This window comes from Klebsiella sp. WP3-W18-ESBL-02, assembly GCF_014168815.1.
GTDB classification, from domain to species: domain Bacteria; phylum Pseudomonadota; class Gammaproteobacteria; order Enterobacterales; family Enterobacteriaceae; genus Kluyvera; species Kluyvera ascorbata_B.
This window is the reverse complement of the sequence record NZ_AP021972.1, coordinates 3,379,893-3,400,795: the sequence shown is the minus strand read 5'-3', so window position 1 is coordinate 3,400,795 and position 20,903 is coordinate 3,379,893. Positions and strand designations below refer to the sequence as shown.

At 57.0% G+C, this 20,903-nt stretch carries 17 protein-coding genes; 11 read left to right on the top strand and 6 right to left on the bottom strand.

Annotated features, from left to right (window positions below):
• From gsiA to H7R56_RS16200, 10 genes are all read left to right on the top strand, one after another.
• Positions 1–1,860 carry a glutathione ABC transporter ATP-binding protein GsiA gene (gsiA, locus tag H7R56_RS16240; RefSeq protein WP_106924528.1) on the top strand — a complete coding sequence of 620 codons (1,860 nt, stop codon included), beginning with the start codon at positions 1–3 and terminating at the stop codon, positions 1,858–1,860.
• A gap of 23 nt (positions 1,861–1,883) precedes the next feature.
• Positions 1,884–3,422, top strand: a complete 1,539-nt coding sequence (gsiB, locus tag H7R56_RS16235; RefSeq protein ID WP_106924527.1) for a glutathione ABC transporter substrate-binding protein GsiB — start codon at positions 1,884–1,886, stop codon at positions 3,420–3,422.
• A 52-nt stretch (positions 3,423–3,474) separates the two neighbouring features.
• Positions 3,475–4,395 carry a glutathione ABC transporter permease GsiC gene (gene gsiC / locus H7R56_RS16230; protein ID WP_106924526.1) on the top strand — a complete coding sequence of 307 codons (921 nt, stop codon included), beginning with the start codon at positions 3,475–3,477 and terminating at the stop codon, positions 4,393–4,395.
• Between the two features lies 1 nt (position 4,396).
• On the top strand, positions 4,397–5,308 hold the full coding sequence (gene gsiD / locus H7R56_RS16225) for a glutathione ABC transporter permease GsiD (RefSeq protein WP_106924525.1): 912 nt from the start codon (positions 4,397–4,399) through the stop codon (positions 5,306–5,308).
• Positions 5,309–5,546: 238 nt separating this feature from the next.
• Positions 5,547–6,008, top strand: a complete 462-nt coding sequence (locus H7R56_RS16220) for a PTS sugar transporter subunit IIA (RefSeq protein WP_106924524.1) — start codon at positions 5,547–5,549, stop codon at positions 6,006–6,008.
• Complete coding sequence (locus H7R56_RS16215; RefSeq protein ID WP_106924523.1) at positions 6,005–6,328, top strand: PTS fructose transporter subunit IIB; 324 nt, start codon at positions 6,005–6,007, stop codon at positions 6,326–6,328. The genes H7R56_RS16220 and H7R56_RS16215 overlap by 4 nt, the downstream gene beginning before the upstream one ends.
• Before the next feature lie 30 nt (positions 6,329–6,358).
• Positions 6,359–7,453: a PTS fructose transporter subunit IIC gene (locus H7R56_RS16210; protein ID WP_223878901.1), complete on the top strand. Its 1,095-nt coding sequence runs from the start codon at positions 6,359–6,361 to the stop codon at positions 7,451–7,453.
• A 29-nt stretch (positions 7,454–7,482) separates the two neighbouring features.
• Entirely contained in the window at positions 7,483–8,007 is a 525-nt protein-coding gene (locus H7R56_RS27720; RefSeq protein ID WP_227674720.1) for a glycoside hydrolase family 38 N-terminal domain-containing protein, read from the top strand.
• A complete protein-coding gene (locus tag H7R56_RS16205) occupies positions 8,008–10,116 on the top strand; it encodes a glycoside hydrolase family 38 C-terminal domain-containing protein (RefSeq protein WP_227674719.1) in 2,109 nt (702 codons plus the stop codon). It abuts the gene before it with no gap.
• Positions 10,117–10,126: 10 nt separating this feature from the next.
• Positions 10,127–12,037 carry a BglG family transcription antiterminator gene (locus H7R56_RS16200; RefSeq protein ID WP_106924520.1) on the top strand — a complete coding sequence of 637 codons (1,911 nt, stop codon included), beginning with the start codon at positions 10,127–10,129 and terminating at the stop codon, positions 12,035–12,037.
• 49 nt (positions 12,038–12,086) lie between these two features.
• On the opposite strand, the gene rimO is transcribed toward H7R56_RS16200, so the two are convergent.
• Together rimO and H7R56_RS16190 are read right to left on the bottom strand one after the other, a co-directional pair.
• Positions 12,087–13,418 (bottom strand): 30S ribosomal protein S12 methylthiotransferase RimO, encoded by a 1,332-nt coding sequence (gene rimO, locus H7R56_RS16195; protein WP_106924519.1) that lies wholly within the window; start codon positions 13,416–13,418, stop codon positions 12,087–12,089.
• A gap of 155 nt (positions 13,419–13,573) precedes the next feature.
• On the bottom strand, positions 13,574–14,722 hold the full coding sequence (locus H7R56_RS16190; RefSeq protein ID WP_106924518.1) for a lipase family protein: 1,149 nt from the start codon (positions 14,720–14,722) through the stop codon (positions 13,574–13,576).
• 243 nt (positions 14,723–14,965) lie between these two features.
• Here H7R56_RS16190 and H7R56_RS16185 point away from each other — a divergent pair, with 243 nt between their 5' ends.
• Complete coding sequence (locus H7R56_RS16185) at positions 14,966–15,349, top strand: biofilm formation regulator BssR (protein WP_106924517.1); 384 nt, start codon at positions 14,966–14,968, stop codon at positions 15,347–15,349.
• 36 nt (positions 15,350–15,385) lie between these two features.
• Here H7R56_RS16185 and H7R56_RS16180 read toward each other — a convergent pair whose 3' ends face one another.
• The 4 genes from H7R56_RS16180 to H7R56_RS16165 form a co-directional block, all read right to left on the bottom strand.
• The gene (locus H7R56_RS16180; protein WP_181357955.1) at positions 15,386–16,888 is read right to left on the bottom strand and encodes a sulfatase-like hydrolase/transferase; all 1,503 of its coding nucleotides are present in this window, start codon (positions 16,886–16,888) and stop codon (positions 15,386–15,388) included.
• Positions 16,878–18,200, bottom strand: a complete 1,323-nt coding sequence (locus tag H7R56_RS16175; protein ID WP_106924515.1) for an MFS transporter — start codon at positions 18,198–18,200, stop codon at positions 16,878–16,880. The genes H7R56_RS16180 and H7R56_RS16175 overlap by 11 nt, the downstream gene beginning before the upstream one ends.
• A gap of 209 nt (positions 18,201–18,409) precedes the next feature.
• A complete protein-coding gene (locus H7R56_RS16170) occupies positions 18,410–19,696 on the bottom strand; it encodes an ABC transporter substrate-binding protein (protein WP_106924514.1) in 1,287 nt (428 codons plus the stop codon).
• Between the two features lie 25 nt (positions 19,697–19,721).
• Positions 19,722–20,801: a cellulase family glycosylhydrolase gene (locus H7R56_RS16165; protein WP_106924513.1), complete on the bottom strand. Its 1,080-nt coding sequence runs from the start codon at positions 20,799–20,801 to the stop codon at positions 19,722–19,724.
• Positions 20,802–20,903 lie beyond the last annotated feature (102 nt).

The following is a 20,903-nucleotide window of genomic DNA, read 5'->3' as shown; positions in this document are numbered from 1 at the left end:
GTGCCGCATGCCGATGAGCTTGATGTAACCCAGGTGCTGAGCGTTCAGAACCTGAACGTGGCGTTTCGCCAGGATAAGCAGCCCGTGCGTGCCGTACATCAGCTCTCTTTTCATCTCAATCGGGGCGAAACGCTGGCGATTGTCGGCGAGTCCGGCTCGGGGAAATCCGTGACGGCGCTGGCGCTGATGCGGCTGCTGGAGCAATCCAACAGCGACGTCCACTGTGACCAGATGCTGCTGCGTCGGCGTAACCGTGAGGTCATTGCGCTTGCGGAGCAAACGCCCGCGCAGATGCGCCGCGTGCGTGGCGCCGATATGGCGATGATTTTTCAGGAGCCGATGACTTCACTCAATCCGGTATTTACCATCGGTGAGCAGATCGCCGAATCTATTCGGCTGCATCAGGGACTAGGGCGCGAAGAGGCGCTGGCCGAGGCGAAAAAAACGCTCGATAACGTGCGCATCCCCGAAGCGCAGACCATGCTGTCGCGCTACCCGCATCAGCTTTCCGGCGGTATGCGCCAGCGGGTGATGATTGCCATGGCGCTGTCGTGTCGCCCGGCGGTGCTGATTGCCGATGAACCGACCACCGCGCTCGATGTGACCATTCAGGCGCAAATTCTTCAGCTTATCGACGTGCTGCAAAAAGAGATGTCGATGGGGGTTATTTTTATCACCCATGATATGGGGGTGGTGGCTGAAATCGCCGATCGGGTGCTGGTGATGCATCAGGGCGAGGCGGTTGAGACCGGCCGCGTTGAAGATATCTTTAACGCGCCGCAGCATCCCTACACGCGTCGTCTGCTCGCCGCGGTGCCTCGGCTGGGCGCAATGCGCGGCAGCGCGTTGCCGAAAAGCTTTCCGGATCTGAACGCGTCGGCACCTCCGCCGCCGCCGCAAAATACGGTAGTGAGCGGTGACCCGATACTCAAGGTTCGTAACCTGGTCGCGCGTTTCCCGCTGCGCGGCGGCCTGCTAAACCGTATTACCCGCGAAGTGCATGCGGTGGAAAACGTCAGTTTTGATTTATGGCCCGGCGAGACGCTGGCGCTGGTCGGCGAGTCCGGTAGCGGCAAGTCGACCACCGGACGGGCGCTGCTGCGGCTGGTGGAATCACAACAGGGCGCTATTACATTTAACGGCGAGCGAATTGACGGCCTTTCCGCCAGCCAGCTTCAGCCGCTGCGGCGCGATATTCAGATTATCTTCCAGGACCCCTATGCTTCTCTGGACCCACGTCATACCGTCGGTTTTTCGATTATGGAGCCGCTGCGGGTGCACGGTGTGCTGCAGGGGGAGGCGTTGCAGCAGCGCGTGGCGTGGCTGCTGGAGCGGGTGGGGCTGCTCCCGGAACATGCCTGGCGCTATCCGCACGAGTTTTCCGGCGGCCAACGTCAGCGTATCTGCATTGCGCGCGCGCTGGCGCTGGAGCCGAAGGTGGTGATTGCCGATGAGTCCGTGTCGGCGCTGGACGTCTCTATCCGCGCGCAGATTATTAATCTGCTGATGTCGCTCCAGCGCGAAATGGGTATCGCCTTCTTGTTTATTTCTCACGACATGGCGGTCGTGGAGCGTATTAGCCATCGCGTGGCGGTGATGTATCGCGGCCGCATTGTGGAAATTGGCCCGCGGCGCGCTATTTTTGAGGATCCGCAGCATCCGTATACCCGTAAGCTGCTGGCCGCCGTGCCGGTCGCTGACCCGGCGCACCGGCGACCGCAGCGCGTACTGCTGTCCGACGAGCTGCCGGGCAATATCTATAAGCGGGGCGAAGAGGTAGAAACGACCGGTTTGCAACAGGTTTCACCTGGGCACTACGTAGCCCGCGAACCGGTAAGCAGTGCGCTGATAAACCGATAATAAAACCATAGGCAGGGGACAATATGACACAACGCATTTCAGGTAAATGGCTGGTTGCTCTGGGGATAGCCTCGGCGCTGGCCGCCGCTCCCGCGTTCGCGGCAAAAGATGTTGTGGTCGCGGTTGGTTCTAATTTCACCACTCTCGACCCGTATGATGCTAACGACACGCTGTCGCAGGCGGTAGCAAAATCCTTCTACCAGGGGCTGTTTGGCCTGGATAAAGAGATGAAGCTGAAAAACGTGCTGGCCGAAAGCTACACCGTGTCTGATGATGGCAAGGTCTACACCGTGAAGCTGCGTCAGGGGGTGAAGTTCCAGGATGGCACCGATTTCAACGCCGAGGCGGTGAAGGTTAACCTCGATCGCGCCAGCAATCCGCAAAGCCATCTCAAGCGCTACAACCTGTACAAGAATATTGATAAGACCGAAGTCGTCGACCCGCAGACGGTGAAAATCACCCTCAAGCAGCCATTCTCGGCGTTTATCAATATTCTCGCCCACCCGGCGACGGCGATGATTTCGCCTGCGGCGCTGAAAAAATACGGCAACGAGATTGGATTCCACCCGGTAGGTACCGGGCCGTATCAGCTGGATACCTGGAACCAGACCGATTTTGTGAAGGTCAGCAAATTTGCCCACTACTGGCAAAAAGGGCTGCCGAAGCTGGACTCGATTACCTGGCGTCCGGTTGTCGACAACAATACGCGCGCCGCGATGCTGCAAACCGGCGAAGCGCAGTTCGCCTTCCCGATCCCTTACGAGCAGGCCGCGCTGTTGGCGAAAAACAGCCAGCTTGAGCTGGTGGCCAGCCCGTCAATCATGCAACGCTACATCAGCATGAACGTGACGCAAAAACCGTTTGATAATCCGAAAGTGCGCGAGGCCATCAACTACGCGATCAACCGCCAGGCGCTGGTGAAGGTCGCTTTTGCGGGATACGCAACGCCGGCGACCGGCGTGGTGCCACCGGCGATTGCCTACTCAACGCAATATCAGCCGTGGCCGTATGACCCGGCGAAAGCGCGCGAGCTGTTAAAAGAGGCGGGTTACCCGAACGGTTTTAGCACCACGCTGTGGTCATCGCATAACCACAGTACCGCGCAGAAGGTGCTGCAGTTCACCCAGCAGCAGCTGGCACAGATTGGTATCAAGGCGCAGGTGACGGCGATGGACGCCGGTCAGCGTGCGGCGGAAGTGGAAGGTAAGGGCCAGAAAGAGAGCGGCGTGCGCATGTTCTACACCGGATGGTCGGCATCGACCGGCGAAGCTGACTGGTCGCTGTCGCCGCTGTTTGCCTCATCAAACTGGCCGCCAACCCAGTTCAACACTGCATTCTACAGCAACCCGCAGGTTGATAAAGACCTGGCCGCTGCGCTGCAAACCACCGACGGCAGCGAAAAAGCGCGGCTGTATAAAGACGCCCAGGATATCATCTGGAAAGAGTCGCCGTGGGTGCCGCTGGTAGTGGAAAAACTGGTTTCAGCGCACAGTAAGTCATTGTCTGGGTTCTATATTATGCCGGATACTGGATTTAGCTTTGACGATGCGGATTTGAAGTAAGCGACCTTACCCTGCGTCATGATGGCGCAGGGGATGCGCGGCAAGGAGAGTCATGCTCAACTATGTGATGAAACGCCTGCTCGGCCTGATCCCCACGCTGTTTATCGTGGCCGTGCTGGTGTTTTTGTTTGTCCATATGCTGCCCGGCGACCCGGCGAGGCTGATTGCCGGGCCCGAGGCGGATGCGCAGGTGATTGCCATGGTGCGCCAGCAGCTGGGGCTGGATCAACCGCTGTATGTGCAGTTCTGGCACTACATTAGCCACGCCGTGCAGGGGGATTTCGGCACGTCGATGGTGTCACGTCGCCCGGTATCAGAAGAGATTGCCAGCCGTTTTCTGCCGACGCTATGGCTCACGCTTGCCAGCATGAGCTGGGCGGTAATATTTGGCATGGGGGCGGGAATTGCCGCCGCCGTCTGGCGTAACCGCTGGCCGGATAGGCTCGGGATGGCGCTGGCGGTGACCGGCATCTCGTTCCCGGCCTTTGCGCTGGGTATGCTGCTGATGCAAATTTTCTCCGTCGAGCTGGGCTGGCTGCCGACGGTGGGGGCTGACAGCTGGCGGCACTACATATTACCGTCGTTGACGCTGGGGGCCGCTGTGGCCTCGGTGATGGCGCGATTTACCCGCGCCTCGTTTGTTGATGTGCTGAATGAAGACTATATGCGCACCGCGCGCGCCAAAGGGGTGAGCGAGAAATCGGTAGTGCTCAAGCACGGGCTGCGTAACGCTATGATCCCGGTGGTGACAATGATGGGCCTCCAGTTTGGCTTTTTGCTCGGTGGCTCGATTGTGGTCGAGAAAGTGTTTAACTGGCCGGGGCTCGGGCGCCTGCTGGTGGACTCCGTCGAGATGCGCGACTACCCGGTGATTCAGGCCGAGGTGCTGCTGTTTTCGCTGGAGTTTATTCTTATTAACTTAGTGGTCGATGTGCTTTACGCCGCCATTAACCCGGCTATCAGGTATAAATAACGTGCGATTATTCAACTGGCGCCGACAGGCCGTTCTTAACGCCATGCCGATCGTGCAAGCAGACGCTCGCCGCACGCCGTGGCGCGAGTTCTGGCGGCGTTTTCGTCAGCAGCCGGTGGCGATGGCTGCGGGCATTTTTGTCCTGCTATTGATCGTTGTGGCGATCATCGCCCCGTGGATTGCACCGTTCGATGCGGAAAACTACTTTGACTATGACAGGCTTAACGACGGACCGTCGTTGATCCACTGGTTCGGCGTCGACTCGCTGGGGCGCGATATTTTCAGCCGCGTCCTGGTCGGGGCGCAAATATCCCTCACCGCAGGCGTATTTGCGGTGCTGATGGGTTCGCTGATAGGCACCGTTCTTGGCCTGCTGGCGGGCTATTATGAAGGCTGGTGGGACCGCATCATCATGCGCATTTGCGACGTGCTGTTTGCCTTTCCCGGCATTCTGCTGGCGATTGCGGTGGTGGCGATTATGGGCAGCGGGATGACCAACGTCATTATTGCCGTGGCCATATTTTCCGTTCCCGCCTTTGCCCGCCTGGTGCGTGGCAATACGCTGGTGCTCAAGCAGCAAACCTTTATTGAATCGGCGCGCAGCATTGGCGCCAGCGACAGCGTGATTATCTTCCAGCATATTCTGCCAGGCACCGTGTCATCCATTGTGGTGTATTTCACGATGCGTATCGGTGTGTCGATTATCTCCGCCGCCAGCCTGTCATTCCTGGGCCTCGGCGCTCAGCCGCCGACGCCGGAGTGGGGCGCAATGCTCAACGAAGCGCGCGCCGATATGGTGATTGCGCCACACGTCGCGATATTCCCGGCACTGGCGATTTTCCTGACGGTGCTGGCGTTTAACCTCCTGGGCGATGGGCTGCGCGACGCGCTCGATCCGAAGCTGAAAGGGTAGTCCCTGCGACAGGTTGCTGGCGTCACGGGCAGCCTGTTCCTTCTCCTTATGTTCTGGAAGAGCGACTTTGTCGCTCATCACAATCCGCTCTCTTTTTTTGACGCTTCTCGCTTTTTTCCCTGCCTCCGGAAGAAGGCATTTCCTCCTGTGGGCGGAAAACGCCGCTCAGACTGCGAGGGCAGGAAGTCTTAGTATCGACCTAACCTAATCGGGACTAAACGCATGGAGAGGTAGGTCAATGCTCATTGCTCGGGACAACATTTTTCTCAACCAGACTTTTACCGATAAGCAGTCGGTCTTTCGCTTTCTCGCTCACCACGCTGTGGCGCAGGGGTGGGCCGACAGCGCGCAGAACATTGAGGCCGATCTGTGGACGCGCGAGAACCAATATTCCACCGGCTTTGAAAGCCAGATTGCTATCCCTCATGCGAAAACCGCCAACGTCTCGCAGGCCGGGGTGATCTTTATTCGCCTGCAGCAGCCGATTGCCTGGGAAAGCCTCGACGATCAGCCTGTACAGATTATTTTCGGCCTGCTGGTGCCTGAAGAGGGGGCACCGCTTTTGCATTTACAGATCATCAATAGCCTTGCCTGCCAAATCGTTGAGGACGATTTCAGAGCGTTTTTATTTTCTGCCAAAGATGAAGACGAATTGTTTCACTTTATGCAGTCACGTATCGAAATAAAGGAGCAGAGATGAACATAGTTGGAGTGACCTCCTGTATCGCTGGTCTGGCCCATACGCCGATGGCCGCAAAATCGCTGGAAAAAGAGGGTGCCCGCCTTGGCCACAAGGTCAGTATTGAGCAGCAGGGCGCAATGGGAATCCTGGATCGCCTGCCGGAACAGGCGATTGCCGAGGCCGATTTTGTGCTGATTGCTGCCGACCGGACCATTGAAGAAGAGGCTCGTTTCGCCGGGAAAACGGTGATTCGGGTAAAAATTGGCCAATGCGTCACTCATGCCGCTGATGTGATTAGCAAATGCGTCGCGGCGGTTGAGGCGCGCCGCAACGCATAAAACTGCCGGGGTAATGTCATGAAAAAGATAATGATAGACATAAAAAACCACGTAATGACCGGCATTTCTTTTGCGCTGCCGGTCATTATTGCCGGTTCGCTGATGGTCGCGGTGGCCAAAATACTCGGCCTGATTGTTGGCGAATCCAATCTTGATGCCTTCGCCAAAAGTGACGGACTCATGAACTGGCTGTATCTGACCCAGGATGTCGGTTTCAAAATCATTGGTCTGATGAACTACGTACTGGGCGCATATGTCGCTTATTCGGTAGCGGGTAAGAAAGGACTGGCGGCCGGTTTTACTGCCGGGCTGATTGCCTCCATAACCGGCTCAGGGTTTCTGGGGGCGGTACTTGGCGGTCTGCTGGCGGGCTATTCGGCGGAGTGGGTAGGACGCAAAATTCGCATTACCGGCTCAGCTTCTAGCTCGGTACCGCTGATTATTTTGCCGTTTATCACCGTTGGCCTGCAGGTTGTGGTGATGCTGCTGTTGCTCGGCGATGCGCTTAGCTGGATTAACGCTGCGCTGATGGGCTGGGTACAGCAGATGACGGAAGACGGTACCAGTACCGTGATGCTGGCGGCGGTGCTGGGCGGGATGATCTGCTTCGATCTCGGCGGCCCGGTCAACAAAGCCGCTTGGGGTACCGCCAACGTGCTGTTTCTGAGCGGCGTTTATCTGCCTGCTATCCTGGTGAATGTGGCGATTATTATTCCACCGCTGGGCTACGCTGTCGCACGTTTCCTGCGGCCCAACAACTTCAACCAGACCCTGAAAGAGGCGGGCAACGGTGCGGTCATTATGGGTATCCTCGGCATTTCTGAAGGCGCAATTCCGTTTACGTTGCGTAACCCCGCGCGGCTCATTCCCGTTAACGTGTTAGCCGGGGCGCTGGGCGCGATGACAGTCGCGTTGTTCAAGGCTTATCCGATCATGCCACCGCTCGGTGGGCTGTACGGCGGTTTCACCGTTGGTCATCCGTGGGCCTATTTTCTCGGCGCGCTGGTTGGCACCCTGGTGATAGCCTTTGGCGCCAATTTACTGGTGAATTTTAACGATGAAGAACGGGTAGAAACCGGCGATATATCGACGGTCAGCGATGAAATAGACATTAAATTTGATTGATTTGGGCCTGTGACGGAGGGGAGAGCGGGATGAAAGAGAAAGTGGTACATATTTACAGCCATACGCACTGGGATCAGGAGTGGTATTTCACTTCATCGCGCTCGCGGATTTACCTCTTGCATCACGTGAAGAATGTACTGCGCGTGCTGGAGGAGAATCCCGATTTTTCATGTTATCTACTGGATGCGCAAAGTGCTCTTATCGAAAGTTATCTGCAGTGGGCGCCGGAAGATAAAGCGCGACTGAGCGCCTTGGTAGCGGCAAAACGCCTGCTGACCGGACCCTGGTATACGCAAACCGATCAATTGGTGGTTCACCAGGAATCGGTGGTACGCAACCTGTGGTATGGAATGCGCGTAGCCGATGAATCCGGCGGGAGCATGAAGCTAGGCTACGTACCGGACTGCTTCGGTCAGGGCGGTAATATGCCGCAAATTTACCGGCAGTTCGGTATTCGCCACGCCTTGTTCTGGCGGGGCATCGCCGACAACACACTTCATGAGACCGAATTTTGCTGGCAGGGGGATAACGGCGATACGGTATTTGCCGTGTAGATGCCGTGGGGGTATCACTATGGCGGTTTGCTGGATGAAACACCGGATACCATGGCGGCGTTCCTGCAGGCAAAGATGGCACCGATAGAAGCGCGCAGCGCCCGGACGAATCTGCTGTATCCGCACGGTTTCGATCAAGCGCCGATTCGTGAGAATCTGCCGGATCTGGTGCGTCAGTTCAACGCCTGCGACGACGAGCGCCGTTATCAAATTAGTAGCCCGCTCGATTTTATCACCGTGTTGGAGAAAGAGGCCGCTGGTGATGTCCGTACGCTTCATGGGGAACTGACGGAAGGTAAACACTCCAGGGTACATAAGACGATCTTTTCCTGCCGGGCCGACCTGAAGCGGCTTAACAACGACATTGAGGCTCTGCTGGTCAATACTCTGGAGCCGGTTTTGGCCATCAGCCGTAGCCTGGGACACGACTACCCCGCCCGCGCGGTAGCGGATATCTGGAAGCTGATGTTTTTCAATGCTGCCCACGACAGTATTGGTGGCTGCAACAGCGACGAAACGAACCGTGATATTGCCGCTCGCTATAAGCAGGCGCACGATCTCGCCAGTAATCTGCTCGAGCTGCATACCCGGCAAATCGCCATTCGTACCCCGCGTGAGCACGATTATACTTTTAGCGTATTTAACCCATTGACCGCACCCGCTGCGCCACAGATTACCTTTGAAGCGTGGCTACCGGGCACGCCGTTTATTTTACGCGATGCCGCAGGCCACGCGCTGCCGTATGTGATTGAAGCGCAGACGGATCTGACCGACTATGTGCTGAATCAGACTATTCGCCTTAACCCCGGTCAGCCTTACCATAAGCCAGAGCGAGTGTACCGCAGCAAAGTGACGGTGAGCAGCAGCGCGCTGCCCGCGCTGGGCTATACCCGCTGGTACGCAGACTTCAGTGCCGACGGTGCAAGCCAGACTCAGAGTGATACGCGGTCATGGATTGAAAATGACTATTATCGTATTGATGTAGAGGAAAATGGTCTGCTGACCGTGACCGACAAAGCCAGCGGGAAACGCTACGCCCGGCAGATGTTGCTGGTAGAAAACGGCGATGACGGCGACGCCTACAACTATTCGCCGCCACGCCACGACAGGCAGGTCACGTCGGAAGGTTGTCTCAACGGCCTGGACCGCGAGCGCAACGCGCTGCGACAAACGCTGCGTCTGCGCTATCGGATGCCAGTGCCGATTGACCTGGAAGCGCGAGCACGCGGCGTTTTCGATGGCGTCATGCCGATCACCGTCGAGGTTATGTTGCAGCAGGATGCCCTAATCCGCTTCACCGCCGAGGTCGATAATCAGGTGCTGAGCCATCGGCTGTGCGTGCATTTTGCAACGGATATTCTGGCAAATGTCTCCTGCGCCGATCGGCTGTTTGGCGCTGCCACGCGGCCGGTGCAGCTAAGCAACTCGCTGCGGGTGTGGGAACAAGAGGAATGGCATGAGAAGCCGATAGCGATAGAACCGATGCAAAGTTACGTTAACCTGCACGACGAGAACCACGGTTTTACGCTGCATACCAACGGCGTGCGCGAGTATGAAATTGTCGGCGACCGTTTTGACACGATCGCCGTCACCTTGTTCCGCTCGTTTGGCTACATGGGTAAAGCCAATCTCCTTTATCGTCCTGGTCGGGCGTCGGGAGAGACGGTTGTTGCCACGCCGGATGCCCAGCTATTGGGGACGCTCTCGTTCAGCTTCAGCTGGCGCATCTACCGCGGGGCATTTGATGACGCGCAGCACGCGCGGCTGTCGAAGACCTTAATGACCACGTTCCCCGTCTATCAGGACAGCGATTTTCTGAACGGCCGTCTGCGGTTTTGCCTTAGTGATGAAATACGTTGTTACCCGCATGAGTACAGCCTGCTGACACTGCCTGATGGGCCACAGGATGCACTGCTGAGCGTGGTGAAGTGCGCCGAGCGGGGGAGCGGCTTAGTATGCCGCTTCTATAACCCGCACCTTGAAACGCCGGTGTTGATTCCGCCGCTGAAAAATGCGCACTGTGTGCTACTGGACGAGCAGACGCCGGCGCAGGAGAGAGCGACGCTTAAGCCGAACGATGTGCAGACGCTGTATGTAGCAATCGCCTGAAGAGGGAAAGATGAGACTGTTCACCAATAAGCGAGTCAGAGATATTTTTATCCAGATCGCGCAGGGTACGGCGACGCAGGTGTCGCTCGCTAAAGCCATGAATGTCTCAACGCGGACGATTCGCAGCGATCTCAAAACGCTTAGTGACATCGTTGGCGAAGCGGGCAACCGTCTCATCTACGATCGTAAAACGGGCTTTTCGATTCAGGTTGATAACCCGGCTGGCCACCACACGCTGCTTGAACAATCGCAAAAACCGTGGAAAGAATCACGGGCGACCGGAGAGCGGCGCCGTGCGCTGCTTACGGCGTTGCTGCGGCAAGAGGCGGAGGTGTCGTTGGAGATTCTGGAGTCGACATGGTTTATTAGTCTGTACACCTTGCGTAACGACATCACCCTGCTGAAACGTCACTTTGCGCTCTACGACATTGTCATTCACAGTGAAGGCGCCGATTGCTATAAACTTCAAGGCAGCGAGATGGCGCTGCGCCGCTGTATTTATGACCATTTGCTGCGGGCGAAAGAGGCGGATGATGAATATGCTGCGCTGTTTGATACGCTTGCCCCAATATCGGAGATTAAGCAGGCGTTGGGTGGGTATGTGGTTGAGCGTGGGCTGCAACTGAGCGATGTTAATCTGCGCTTCTTTACCCTGATTTGCGCTATTAGCGCGGGGCGGATACGGCAAGAGCACTGGTTGTTGGAGGCGTCTTTCGACGCCGGGGATCGGCTATTTAACTCCGCCGCTGAAGATATTTTCCGCCTGCTGAATGGTGCAACCTCAGCCGTGCTCAGCAGTGAAGTCAGTTACCTGGCGATGCACCTTGCGGCGTTTTGTACACACGCGGCTTCCGTATCGGCGGCGAATCCTGATGACGACGTCGCCGAACTGACGATCATGAACCATTTTCTCAGCTACGTCAGCGCATCCTGGTTTTGCGATGTTTTCTACGACGATGTATCCCGCGCCAGCCTGCTGAGCCATATTAAAGCGATGCGCATTCGGGTAAACCACGGAATTACGATTATCAACCCGCTCATCGAGCAGATAAAGCGCCACTACCCGCTGATGTACGAAATGACCCTGGCGGTTTTCAGCGAGCTGGAACATTTTTTCTCTGGCCCCATAAGCGATGATGAAATTGGGTATCTGGTCATGCACATTGGCGCCATTCTGGAAGAGACACATCTCAAGAACGCCGATTGTACCCTGAGCGCGCTGGTGGTCAGTGAGCAGGGCGGTGCACCGGCCAGGTTGGTATGCCAGAAAATAATCCGCATGTATCCACAGTTGGCGATTGCGCGCTGTATCTCGGTGGAGCAGTACAATGCCGCCGAGTATATTGACGAAAATCTGGTCATTAGCCTGGTGGCGGTGACGGAGAAAAACCGGCGGGTGATTCATCTGCCGCCTTTACCCGAACGCTGGCAGTTGGAAAATATGAAGTATTTTCTGAACGCACAATCGCCGCCGCCGCCGACCATGGCGAACTATTTCTCTGCCGAACACTTTTTTATATTTACCGACTGCCCCCATGATAAAGCGTCGCTGATGCAGTTTCTCTGCGCCGGGCTCGTGCGTCAGGGGCGGGTGGATGAACACTATCTGCCATCCGTGCTGGAGCGGGAGAGCCGGGCTTCAACGCTGCTGGATGACAAAATGGCTATCCCGCATCCGCTGGGGCTAGTGGCGTTGAGCACCATGGTGACCGTTGCGGTATTTCCGCAGGGGATTGAGTGGGATGAGGGAAAAACGGTGAAGCTGGTATTTATGCTGGCCATCAGCGAGGATGCCTTCGTCGATAGTATGCTGATATATGACTATCTGACCAACATTCTTGATGATGATGTGATTGACGCGTTGAGCCAGTGCACAAGCTATGCGGCGTTTATGGCGCTGTCGCAGAAGTATTTTTTGTAGTATTTATCCTGAATCATGCCTTTCCCCTGCGGGGAAAGGCATGCTGAAATTACACCCGGCAGCCCCACAGGTCGTATTCGTCGGCGTTTTCTACCTTCACACGCACGACGTCGCCCGGCTTCACGTTGCTTTCGCCGTTCAGGTATACCGCGCCATCGATTTCCGGAGCGTCGGCCATGCTGCGGCCAATCGCGCCTTCTTCGTCGACTTCGTCAATCATAACCAGAATTTCGCGGCCGACTTTCTCCTGCAAACGCTCAGCAGAGATCTGCTGCTGCAGCTGCATGAAGCGGTTCCAGCGTTCTTCCTTAATGTCATCCGGTACCTGGTCCGGCAGATCGTTGGCGGAGGCGCCGTCAACCGGGCTGTACTGGAAGCAGCCGACGCGGTCGAGACGGGCTTCCTTCAGGAAGTCGAGCAGCATCTGGAAATCTTCTTCCGTCTCGCCCGGGAAGCCGACGATAAAGGTCGAACGCAGGGTCAGCTCTGGGCAAACTTCGCGCCACTGCTTAATACGTGCTAGCTGGCGGTCAACGGCACCCGGGCGTTTCATCAGCTTCAGGATACGCGGGCTGGCGTGCTGCAGCGGGATGTCGAGATACGGCAGGATTTTGCCTTCTGCCATCAGCGGGATGACATCATCAACGTGCGGATACGGATAAACGTAGTGCAGACGGACCCAAACGCCCAGTTTAGCCAGCTGTTCGCACAGGCTGGCCATGCTGGTTTTCACCGGTTCACCGTTGTGGAAGCCGGTGCGGTGCTTCACGTCAACGCCATAGGCGGAGGTATCCTGAGAAATCACCAGCAGCTCTTTCACGCCGGCATCAACCAGACGTTTCGCTTCGGCAAGCACTTCACCAATGGGACGGCTTACCAGATCGCCGCGCATAGATGGGATGATGCAGAATGCGCAGCGGTGGTTACAGCCTTCAGAAATTTTCAGATAGGCGTAATGACGCGGCGTCAGCTTAACGCCCTGTTCTGGCACCAGGCTCAGGAACGGGTTGTGCTGAGGCTTCGGTGCGTAGTGGTGTACGTGTTCCAGCACCTGCTCGTAGCTGTGCGGACCGGTAATTTCCAGTACCTTCGGGTGCACTTCGCGAATTTGATCTTCTTTAGCACCGAGGCAGCCGGTCACAATCACCTTGCCGTTTTCTTTCAGCGCTTCGCCGATAGCTTCCAGGGATTCCTGGACTGCGCTGTCGATAAAGCCGCAGGTGTTGACGATAACCATGTCGGCGTCATCGTAGCTGGGCACGACGTCATAGCCTTCAGTACGCAGTTCGGTCAGGATGCGTTCGGAATCCACGAGGTTTTTCGGGCAGCCTAAAGATACAAAGCCAATTGTGGGCTGGCGATGAGGTGATTTGTCTGACATATGTACATTGCTCAAAAGTTGGGGCCAGGAAAAGCGGGGATTCTACCATGATGGTAGGAAAACTATACGTCAATAATACGCGATGAACGCTGATGATGCAGGCGAAGAAAATCGCCAGCAGCATCAGCGGAGAAGGGCCGCCGACCTGGATAGGACTACGGTTTTGTCACCGTGTCTCCCCGGACAATAAAGGGGACGGAGTCGCGAAGCGACGGGTTGACGGTACCGCTGTGATCAAGCCCTTCATAAATATGCACTTCCGTTTGGGTACCTGCGGCTTTAACGGCGTCGGAGAAGCGCATCTGCATGGCGGTGGGGACATTGATATCGACGCTGCCAATGCCAATAAATACCGGATGCTGAATATGCATCGTTGGATACAGCATGGTGTTGATACCCGCACTCAGCAGGGATTCAATGGCCGGTTTCAGCGTATTGCCGGCGTTAAGACCGGCCTGCATGGTTTTTTCCGTCAGCGGCGTAATACACAGATTTTTCGCCTGTTCCAGCAGGGGGAGCGCGCTGTCCTGGAAATAATCTGACGGCTTCAGCGACGGGTCTGCGTCGGCGGCCGCAAGGTAGATATAGAAAATATAGGGGATTTTAGGATCACCGGCCTGCGCATTGCCTGCACTCGCAGGTGGCAGAATATCCGCTGCGGTGGTGTTGGCGGCAAAATACGGCGTGCCGGTCAGCACCGTTGAACGGATGTTCAGCTCAGGTGCGTACTGCGGCTGAAAACCTGCGCTTGAAAATGCCGCATGTGCGCCCTGCGATTGGCCTACAAGAATGAGTTCATTTTTCAGTGGAAACTGGTGCAGCGCGGCCCGAACGCCGTCCAGTATGCTCCACGCTTCCCCACGGGCATTCAGATAATGGTGCACGCCCTCCGAGCCGAGCCCGGCGTAGTCCGGCGCCACGATGGCGTAGCCCAGAGAAAGCCAGGTGTTGAGATACTGCTTGTCTCTTGCCGCGCGTTCATTGAGCGAGGGGGCGCACTGATTGGCGACGCCAACGGTACCATGCGCCCAAACAACCACCGGCCATCCGCCTTCTGGCGTTTTCCCTTTGGGAAGAAATACCGCCGCAGAGTCGATGCGTGACGAATGCCCGTCCACGCCGCTGCGCGAAGGGTAGTGCATCAGATATTGCTGGGCGGCTTCGCTCAGCCCGTGATTGGCGCTCAGCGTGGTAATACTTTCACGGCTTTTGGTGTCCGTCGGCGCCGCAATGGCGGGAGCGACGCTAACCGACAAGAGCAGTAATGCGGACGCGCCAGCCCGCAGCTTTTCCTGAAATAACATTCATTACATCCTTTTCTGTAGCCTGAATAGTCACAGTGTAGTCGGCGATGCGTGAACGCAGGGTCAATCAAATCAGGATAGTACGGGAAGGCGCAGGGGCCGCTTTTCTGCTGTCAGTCGCGTCGTGAAGTTGTTTCATTGTTAAATATGTTGCAAATAATGAATTGTTGATGTCGCGCAGTATTTTGTACGTTAAGTAATCACATAATGAAAATGCCAATGGGTGGCAAGGGAGGTAAATGCATGACGGAAAGCAAACTGAAACGCAAGCTGGTGAGGCGGCTCATTAGCGCGCGGATTGACCTTGATGCCTATTTGCAGCTGCGGAAGGCTAAAGGGTATATGTCAGTCGGTGAAAACGATCATCTGCGTACTAACCTGCTCGAACTGTGTGGCGAACTGCGCGAAAACGCGGTGGCTTTGAAATTGTGCACTTCGCTAAATGAACTTGAAACAATGCGGCAGGCGGGCGAGGCAATGGCTTCCGCTGCGGTCTGTCTGATGAGCGGGCGCTATGACTGCCCCGCCTATATTGCGGTTAACGTCGAAACGCTGGAACGCTGCCTGACTGCGTTGACAAAAAGTATCCATAAACTGGAGGCCGAGTCTCACGCAGTGCAGGTCTGAAATCAGGGGGAGGTGACTCCCCCTGTATTGTGATGGTTAGCACGGGAATTCGGCATAGGGCGCGAGATAACCGTGTGGATCCGTTTTCCGGCAGTAGGCCTTAATGGGTAATGGATCTTCGGCACGCATCTGCCAGATAGCGAGCCATTGCAGCATTGTTGAGCGCACGTCGCTCAGCGTCGGGTCGTTCCAACGGTTATGTAGCTCAAAGGGATCGTCAGCAATGTTAAACAGGCGAAACTCGCCGGTCATGCTGGCGAACAGTGACCAGTCGCCGCTGCGAATTTTGCGATGTCGACCGCTTTGCGTGATGGCATTCAGTTCATCAAGCCGCGGTATGTTCTCGCCATCATCCCACATAATGCCCGGATGCGAGTGCATTGGAATATCGTCGGCGGTGTAGGGCAGCCCGCCAAATCCCTGCTCGATATAGACGCTGGCAAACTCGGCTTCCGGCCATGACTCACCGCGCAGCATCGGCAGCAGGCTGCGTCCCTGCACGCTCAGCGGCAGCGGCTGGGCCATAGCTTCGCAGAAGGTGGGCATCATATCCGCTAATGAGACAAAAGCGTGTTGTCGCTGCTGTACGATGCCGTCACCGCTCACGATCAGCGGAATGCGGGCAAGCATCTCCGGTATCTCCGCGCCTTTACGCAACAGACCAAATGCGCCGACATAATCGCCGTGATCGGCGGTTATGGCCAATAAGCGCGCACGTTGCTGGTGGCGGTGAGCCAATCCTTCATGCAGCCGTTTTACCTGATCGTCAATCAGTCGCAGCATACCGCAGTAGTTAGCGCGCGCCCGTGCGATGTGATGATCGTAATTTGGGTCCGACTCAACGCCAATGTCATGCAGGTAGTGCCAGGCAAAAGATTGGTTGGCCCGATCGTTGGCGTCTGGGAAAAGCGGCGGCAGGCTGTCGGGGGGAAACAGCGAAAACCACGGTTCCGGCACCTGGTAAGGGTTGTGCGGTTCGGGGAAGGAGACAACCAGCAGCAGCGGTTTATCCGCCGGTTGCTGGTTGGCCCACGCCAGCGCCCGTGACACGATACGGAATTGGTTTTGCTCTTCGACCGGGAACGGCGTGGCCTGGATGGCAGTGCGGTGGCGCAGGTCGTGCAGCCACTGTTCAAAAGCGGTCCATTCACTCTCGGGCACCACGCGGCCTTCGTGTGAAAACTCATCCCAATAGTCGACGTCGCTGGCCGACAGCCAGGTATGGTTTTTCCCGACCATCGCGGTGGCGTAGCCCGCGCGACGCGCGACGGCAAACAGGTTTTCACCCGGCACCGCCAGCTCCGCCGCCGAGTTTTCTACCACCCGATGCGCCGATGGATAGCGGCCAGTAAACAGGCTGGTGCGCGCCGGGCAGCACAGCGGGGCGGTAGTGTAGGCGCGGTCAAAACAGGCACCGTCCTGCGCCAGCGCATCCATAAACGGGGTGGTGTCGAGGGGGAAACCTTCTCGCGCGCAGTGATCGGCACGCTGCTGATCGGTGATGACCAGCACAATATCAGGACGTTCATTATGCGCCATGGTGGCTCCTTTGGTAGTCGGTGGCGGTATCGCGACGCACGCTGGGACGCATGGCAATGCCGCACAGTGCGGAAAGTGCGCAGACAACGGTGAGTACCAGCGCCAGCACGTAAGCATTACCGTCGGCCCAGATAAGAAGGGTCAGGCAGGCGGCCGGGGTCAGGCCGCCGATAATGGCAGACACCTGATATACCAACGAGACGCCGGTATAGCGCACCTCTACCGGAAAAATATCGGCGAGGAACGCCGACTGAACGGCAAACGGCATCATGTTGCAGATGCGCATGACGATGACGCCGAGCACCATGACCGGCACGAATTTGGTATTGAGCATGGCGAACATAGGCAGCATCGACAGCGCAACCAGCACCATGCCCAGAACGAAAATACGTTTGCGCCCCACGCGGTCAGAAATTTTGCCCGTAATCAGCATGAGCGGGATGGCAATCAACGTGGGGACCAGCGTGGCGACAAGGCCAATGGAGTTACTCATGTGCAAATAGGTGGCGACGTAGGCGATGACTACTGAACCGGCCACGTTGCCGGAAATGGCATCGGAGGCGCGGGCGCCAAGCCCTAGCAGCAGCGCTTTCCAGTGATGGCGTAGCACCGCCATGACCGGGCTTTTTTCGACCTTATTTTCTTTAACCAGCCGGGAAAAATCACCGGTTTCCTCCATGCGGACGCGGACAACCATCGCGTACACCAGCAGGATAGCGGACAGCAAAAACGGCACGCGCCACAGCCAGGCGGCGAACAATTCGTCACCGGCGAAGTAGGTGCAGCAGAGTACCAGGATGGTTCCTAACGCGCCGCCGACCGGGTTGCCCAGTTGGGGGATCGCGCCATAGAAGCCGCGCTGCGATTCCGGCACCGATTCTATGGTGGCCAGCGCCGCCCCGGCGTATTCACCGCCGAGGCCAACACCCTGCAGGATTCGGCAGATAATCAGGATAACCGGCGCGGCGGTGCCGATTTGCGCGTAGCTCGGCAGGCAGCCGATAATCAGCGTCGGAATGCCCATAATCAGCATGGTGGCGACCAACAGCTTTTTACGCCCGACGCGGTCGCCGAAATGGCCGAAGATTACCGCGCCCAGCGGGCGCGCAACGTAGCCCATCGCCACCGTTACCAGCGAGGAGAGCGTGCCGACGGCGGCGCTTTGTTCCGGGAAAAACACCTGATTAAAGACCAGCGTCGACACGGTGGTATACAGCACGAAGTCATACCATTCAAAGGTTGAACCAAGAAAGCTCGCCAGCACGGTGCGTTTTGCGGCAGCGGACAGACGGCCTGAAGCAGCGGAATTCATAATCAATCCTTTCGTCCCCGATGGGGGCGCGGTGAGAAAAGCAAAATGAATGAAGCGGTGATTCAGATGTTGGGAAGGATGTTGTGTAGGCCCGATAAGGCGCAGTGCCCCCGGTAAATCGGCGCAAGATTCGCGGATGGCGGTTTTGCCTTACCAGGCCTACGACAACAAGGGTTTTGGGCGGATGACGTGCATCCGCCCCGTCGCGCTTAACGCATAATGCGGCGCAAAATGCGGTTAGCCTGTTCCTCAAAGTTGCTGGCGGCCTGATCGATCGTCGCCTTACCGTAGTCGATGCTTTGCAGCGCGGCGCTGAACTGCGCGCCAAACTGCGGATCTTCCAGATAAGGCAGCGCTTTCGATTTGTTTGGCAACGATGCGGACTGAAGCAGGCCCGAAATCACCGGGTCGTCGTCGGTCAGCAGGCCCGCTTCACGCAGAATCGTTTCGCCAGCCTTGCTCAGCGGCACGCCACGCTCCAGCGCCACGGGGATGACGCCGTCTTTTTCGCTCATCAGGAAGTTAATCAACATGGCCGCTTCCTGGGGATGGCGGGTGTTTTTGCTCACCGAGAACATCAGCGCCGTTTTATGGAACTGACCGGCATCTTTGGCACCTTCACGCATTGGGTAGGGCCCCATCACCAGATCCGACGGATTCGGCAAATTCTGCGACTCGGCGGTATACAGCACGTTCCAGTTGTAGACGCCGCCCCACTCTCCGTTAATCCACGGTTTCATCTCGTAGGCTACGCCTTTACCAAACGAGGCCATGGTGCGGGCATCCGGCACCGCGTGGGCGTCAACCAGCTTACGGTAGAAGGTGAACGCTTCAACCAGATCGGCGTGGCTCCAGCCGAGCTTGCGGGTTTTTTCATCCACCATCGGTTTCTGATTACCCTGATAAACGTAGGAGTTCAGCAGCAGCAGCGCGTCCTGTTCGGTCAGAATGAGCGGGAAGTAGTTATCGCCCAGCTTCTCTTTGAATACCGGACCGGCTTTCAGCAGCTCGTCCCAGGTTTGCGGGAGCGCAACGCCGGCTTTTTTCCAGGTGGCGGCGTTGTAGTAAAAGAGCATCACGTTAGCGGAAATCGGAATCGCGTTTACCTTGCCGTCGACCGTGGTGCTGGCCAGTGACTCGGGGGAAAACTGGTCAAGGCCGATGGGTTTACTGAGCTTATTCAGATCGTAAAAGCCGTCGCCGGTTTTCGACAGCAGCGTCAGCCAGTTCCAGTTGGTCTGGATAACGTCGGCTTCGGTATTGCTGTTGATCTGCGTTGTCAGACGCGAGTAGAAACCGTCCCAGCCGGTGTATTCCGCCTTCACTTTGATGTTGGGATATTGGGCTTCAAAGGCTTCCAGCGCTTTTAAGGTTGCCTGGTTACGGGCTTTGCCGCCCCACCAGGCAAAACGGAGTTCCACCTGATCGGCGCTGTGCGCAATCGGCATCGCGGCGAAACTGCAGCAGGCAAGCAGGAACAAAACAGACTTTTTCATGGATGAATCCTCCGTGTTCAACGAGTTAGTGTTGCTGCCGACGCCAGGTTGTTAAGCCTTTTACCAGCCGCATCTCCTGTTCGCACCACGGCTTACCTTCTGGCGTCAGCACGTCGTGGAACCAGAGCGACTGCGGGTCCGGGTGGTTTTTATTGACGCTGGTCCACGGGATCCAGGTCTGGGTGCGGCCCTGTACCAGACCCCACTGATAGCAGCCAGCAGCAAAGGCGCAAAACAGCGGTAGCTGTTCGCTGAAGACGCAGTCCATATGGCGAGCCAGCCACTCTGTGCACAGGATGGGACGATTGCGCGCCGTCAGGCTTTCCAGCACGCTGAGCTGACGAGCGGCGGTGTTGTAGTTGTGGTAGGTGATGATGTCTGACAAATCCATGGCGGCCGCGTCGATCGGGTGTTCCAGCGTGCCGTATTTTTCATGGTCGATGTGCCATGCGCCGACGGTCAGCGGCTGAGTCGGGCCGACTTCACGCGCCCAGCCGAAAGTCGCGGTCATTAGCTCCAGCGCGAAGGTTTCCAGCGCTTCGTCATACTCCATCGATTCCGTCGGCGACAGGTTGATGCCGCGGTTGCCCGGTTCGTTGTAAAGATCCCAAATGGTGATGCGGTCATCGTCTTTGAAGCGGGTCAGGACGTCGCGCACGTAGGCTTCTACGCGCGGCCACTGGGCGGGGTCTATCACAATAGCGCGCCCCGGGCTGGCGGCCGCCTGGCTGTTATGTACGCCGTCACGCGGCTGTTTTTGCGGCCCGAGGTACGGCTCGTCGCCGGAAAAACCACAGTCGTCCATCAGCGTTAGCATCACCTGAATATTGTGCTTTGCCGCCACGCTGAGGAAGGTGTCGATGCGCGCCAGTAGGCCGTCGCGATCGGCCTCCCAGACGATAAACGGCAGGTTGGTGCGTAGCGCGTTGTAGCCATAGTCATGCGCCCAGCCCAGTTCCTGGTCGATCGTGGCAATATCAAAGGTCTCCGCCTGCCACATTTCGGTCCAGTTTACCGCGCTGCGCGGGAGGTAGTTGAAGCCACAGGCCCAGCCATGCTGTTGAAACCATGCTTGCGCCTGAGATTCGGTCCATTGCGAATGCATTTCTGTATCTCCATCACTAATAATTATTAGCTAATATTTATTAACTGACGAGAGATACGCAATCCCAAAGCTGCCAATATGCTGGGGCGTTCACAAAAAAAC

What these genes read in the sequence shown, in the direction of transcription:
- gsiB (WP_106924527.1), top strand. Translation starts at nt 1,884, where the DNA reads ATGACACAACGCATTTCAGGTAAATGGCTGGTTGCTCTGGGGATAGCC.
- gsiC (WP_106924526.1), top strand. Translation starts at nt 3,475, where the DNA reads ATGCTCAACTATGTGATGAAACGCCTGCTCGGCCTGATCCCCACGCTG.
- H7R56_RS16220 (WP_106924524.1), top strand. Translation starts at nt 5,547, where the DNA reads ATGCTCATTGCTCGGGACAACATTTTTCTCAACCAGACTTTTACCGAT.
- H7R56_RS16215 (WP_106924523.1), top strand. Translation starts at nt 6,005, where the DNA reads ATGAACATAGTTGGAGTGACCTCCTGTATCGCTGGTCTGGCCCATACG.
- H7R56_RS16210 (WP_223878901.1), top strand. Translation starts at nt 6,359, where the DNA reads ATGATAGACATAAAAAACCACGTAATGACCGGCATTTCTTTTGCGCTG.
- H7R56_RS27720 (WP_227674720.1), top strand. Translation starts at nt 7,483, where the DNA reads ATGAAAGAGAAAGTGGTACATATTTACAGCCATACGCACTGGGATCAG.
- H7R56_RS16205 (WP_227674719.1), top strand. Translation starts at nt 8,008, where the DNA reads ATGCCGTGGGGGTATCACTATGGCGGTTTGCTGGATGAAACACCGGAT.
- H7R56_RS16200 (WP_106924520.1), top strand. Translation starts at nt 10,127, where the DNA reads ATGAGACTGTTCACCAATAAGCGAGTCAGAGATATTTTTATCCAGATC.
- rimO (WP_106924519.1), bottom strand. Translation starts at nt 13,418, where the DNA reads ATGTCAGACAAATCACCTCATCGCCAGCCCACAATTGGCTTTGTATCT.
- H7R56_RS16190 (WP_106924518.1), bottom strand. Translation starts at nt 14,722, where the DNA reads ATGTTATTTCAGGAAAAGCTGCGGGCTGGCGCGTCCGCATTACTGCTC.
- H7R56_RS16185 (WP_106924517.1), top strand. Translation starts at nt 14,966, where the DNA reads ATGACGGAAAGCAAACTGAAACGCAAGCTGGTGAGGCGGCTCATTAGC.
- H7R56_RS16180 (WP_181357955.1), bottom strand. Translation starts at nt 16,888, where the DNA reads ATGGCGCATAATGAACGTCCTGATATTGTGCTGGTCATCACCGATCAG.
- H7R56_RS16175 (WP_106924515.1), bottom strand. Translation starts at nt 18,200, where the DNA reads ATGAATTCCGCTGCTTCAGGCCGTCTGTCCGCTGCCGCAAAACGCACC.
- H7R56_RS16170 (WP_106924514.1), bottom strand. Translation starts at nt 19,696, where the DNA reads ATGAAAAAGTCTGTTTTGTTCCTGCTTGCCTGCTGCAGTTTCGCCGCG.
- H7R56_RS16165 (WP_106924513.1), bottom strand. Translation starts at nt 20,801, where the DNA reads ATGCATTCGCAATGGACCGAATCTCAGGCGCAAGCATGGTTTCAACAG.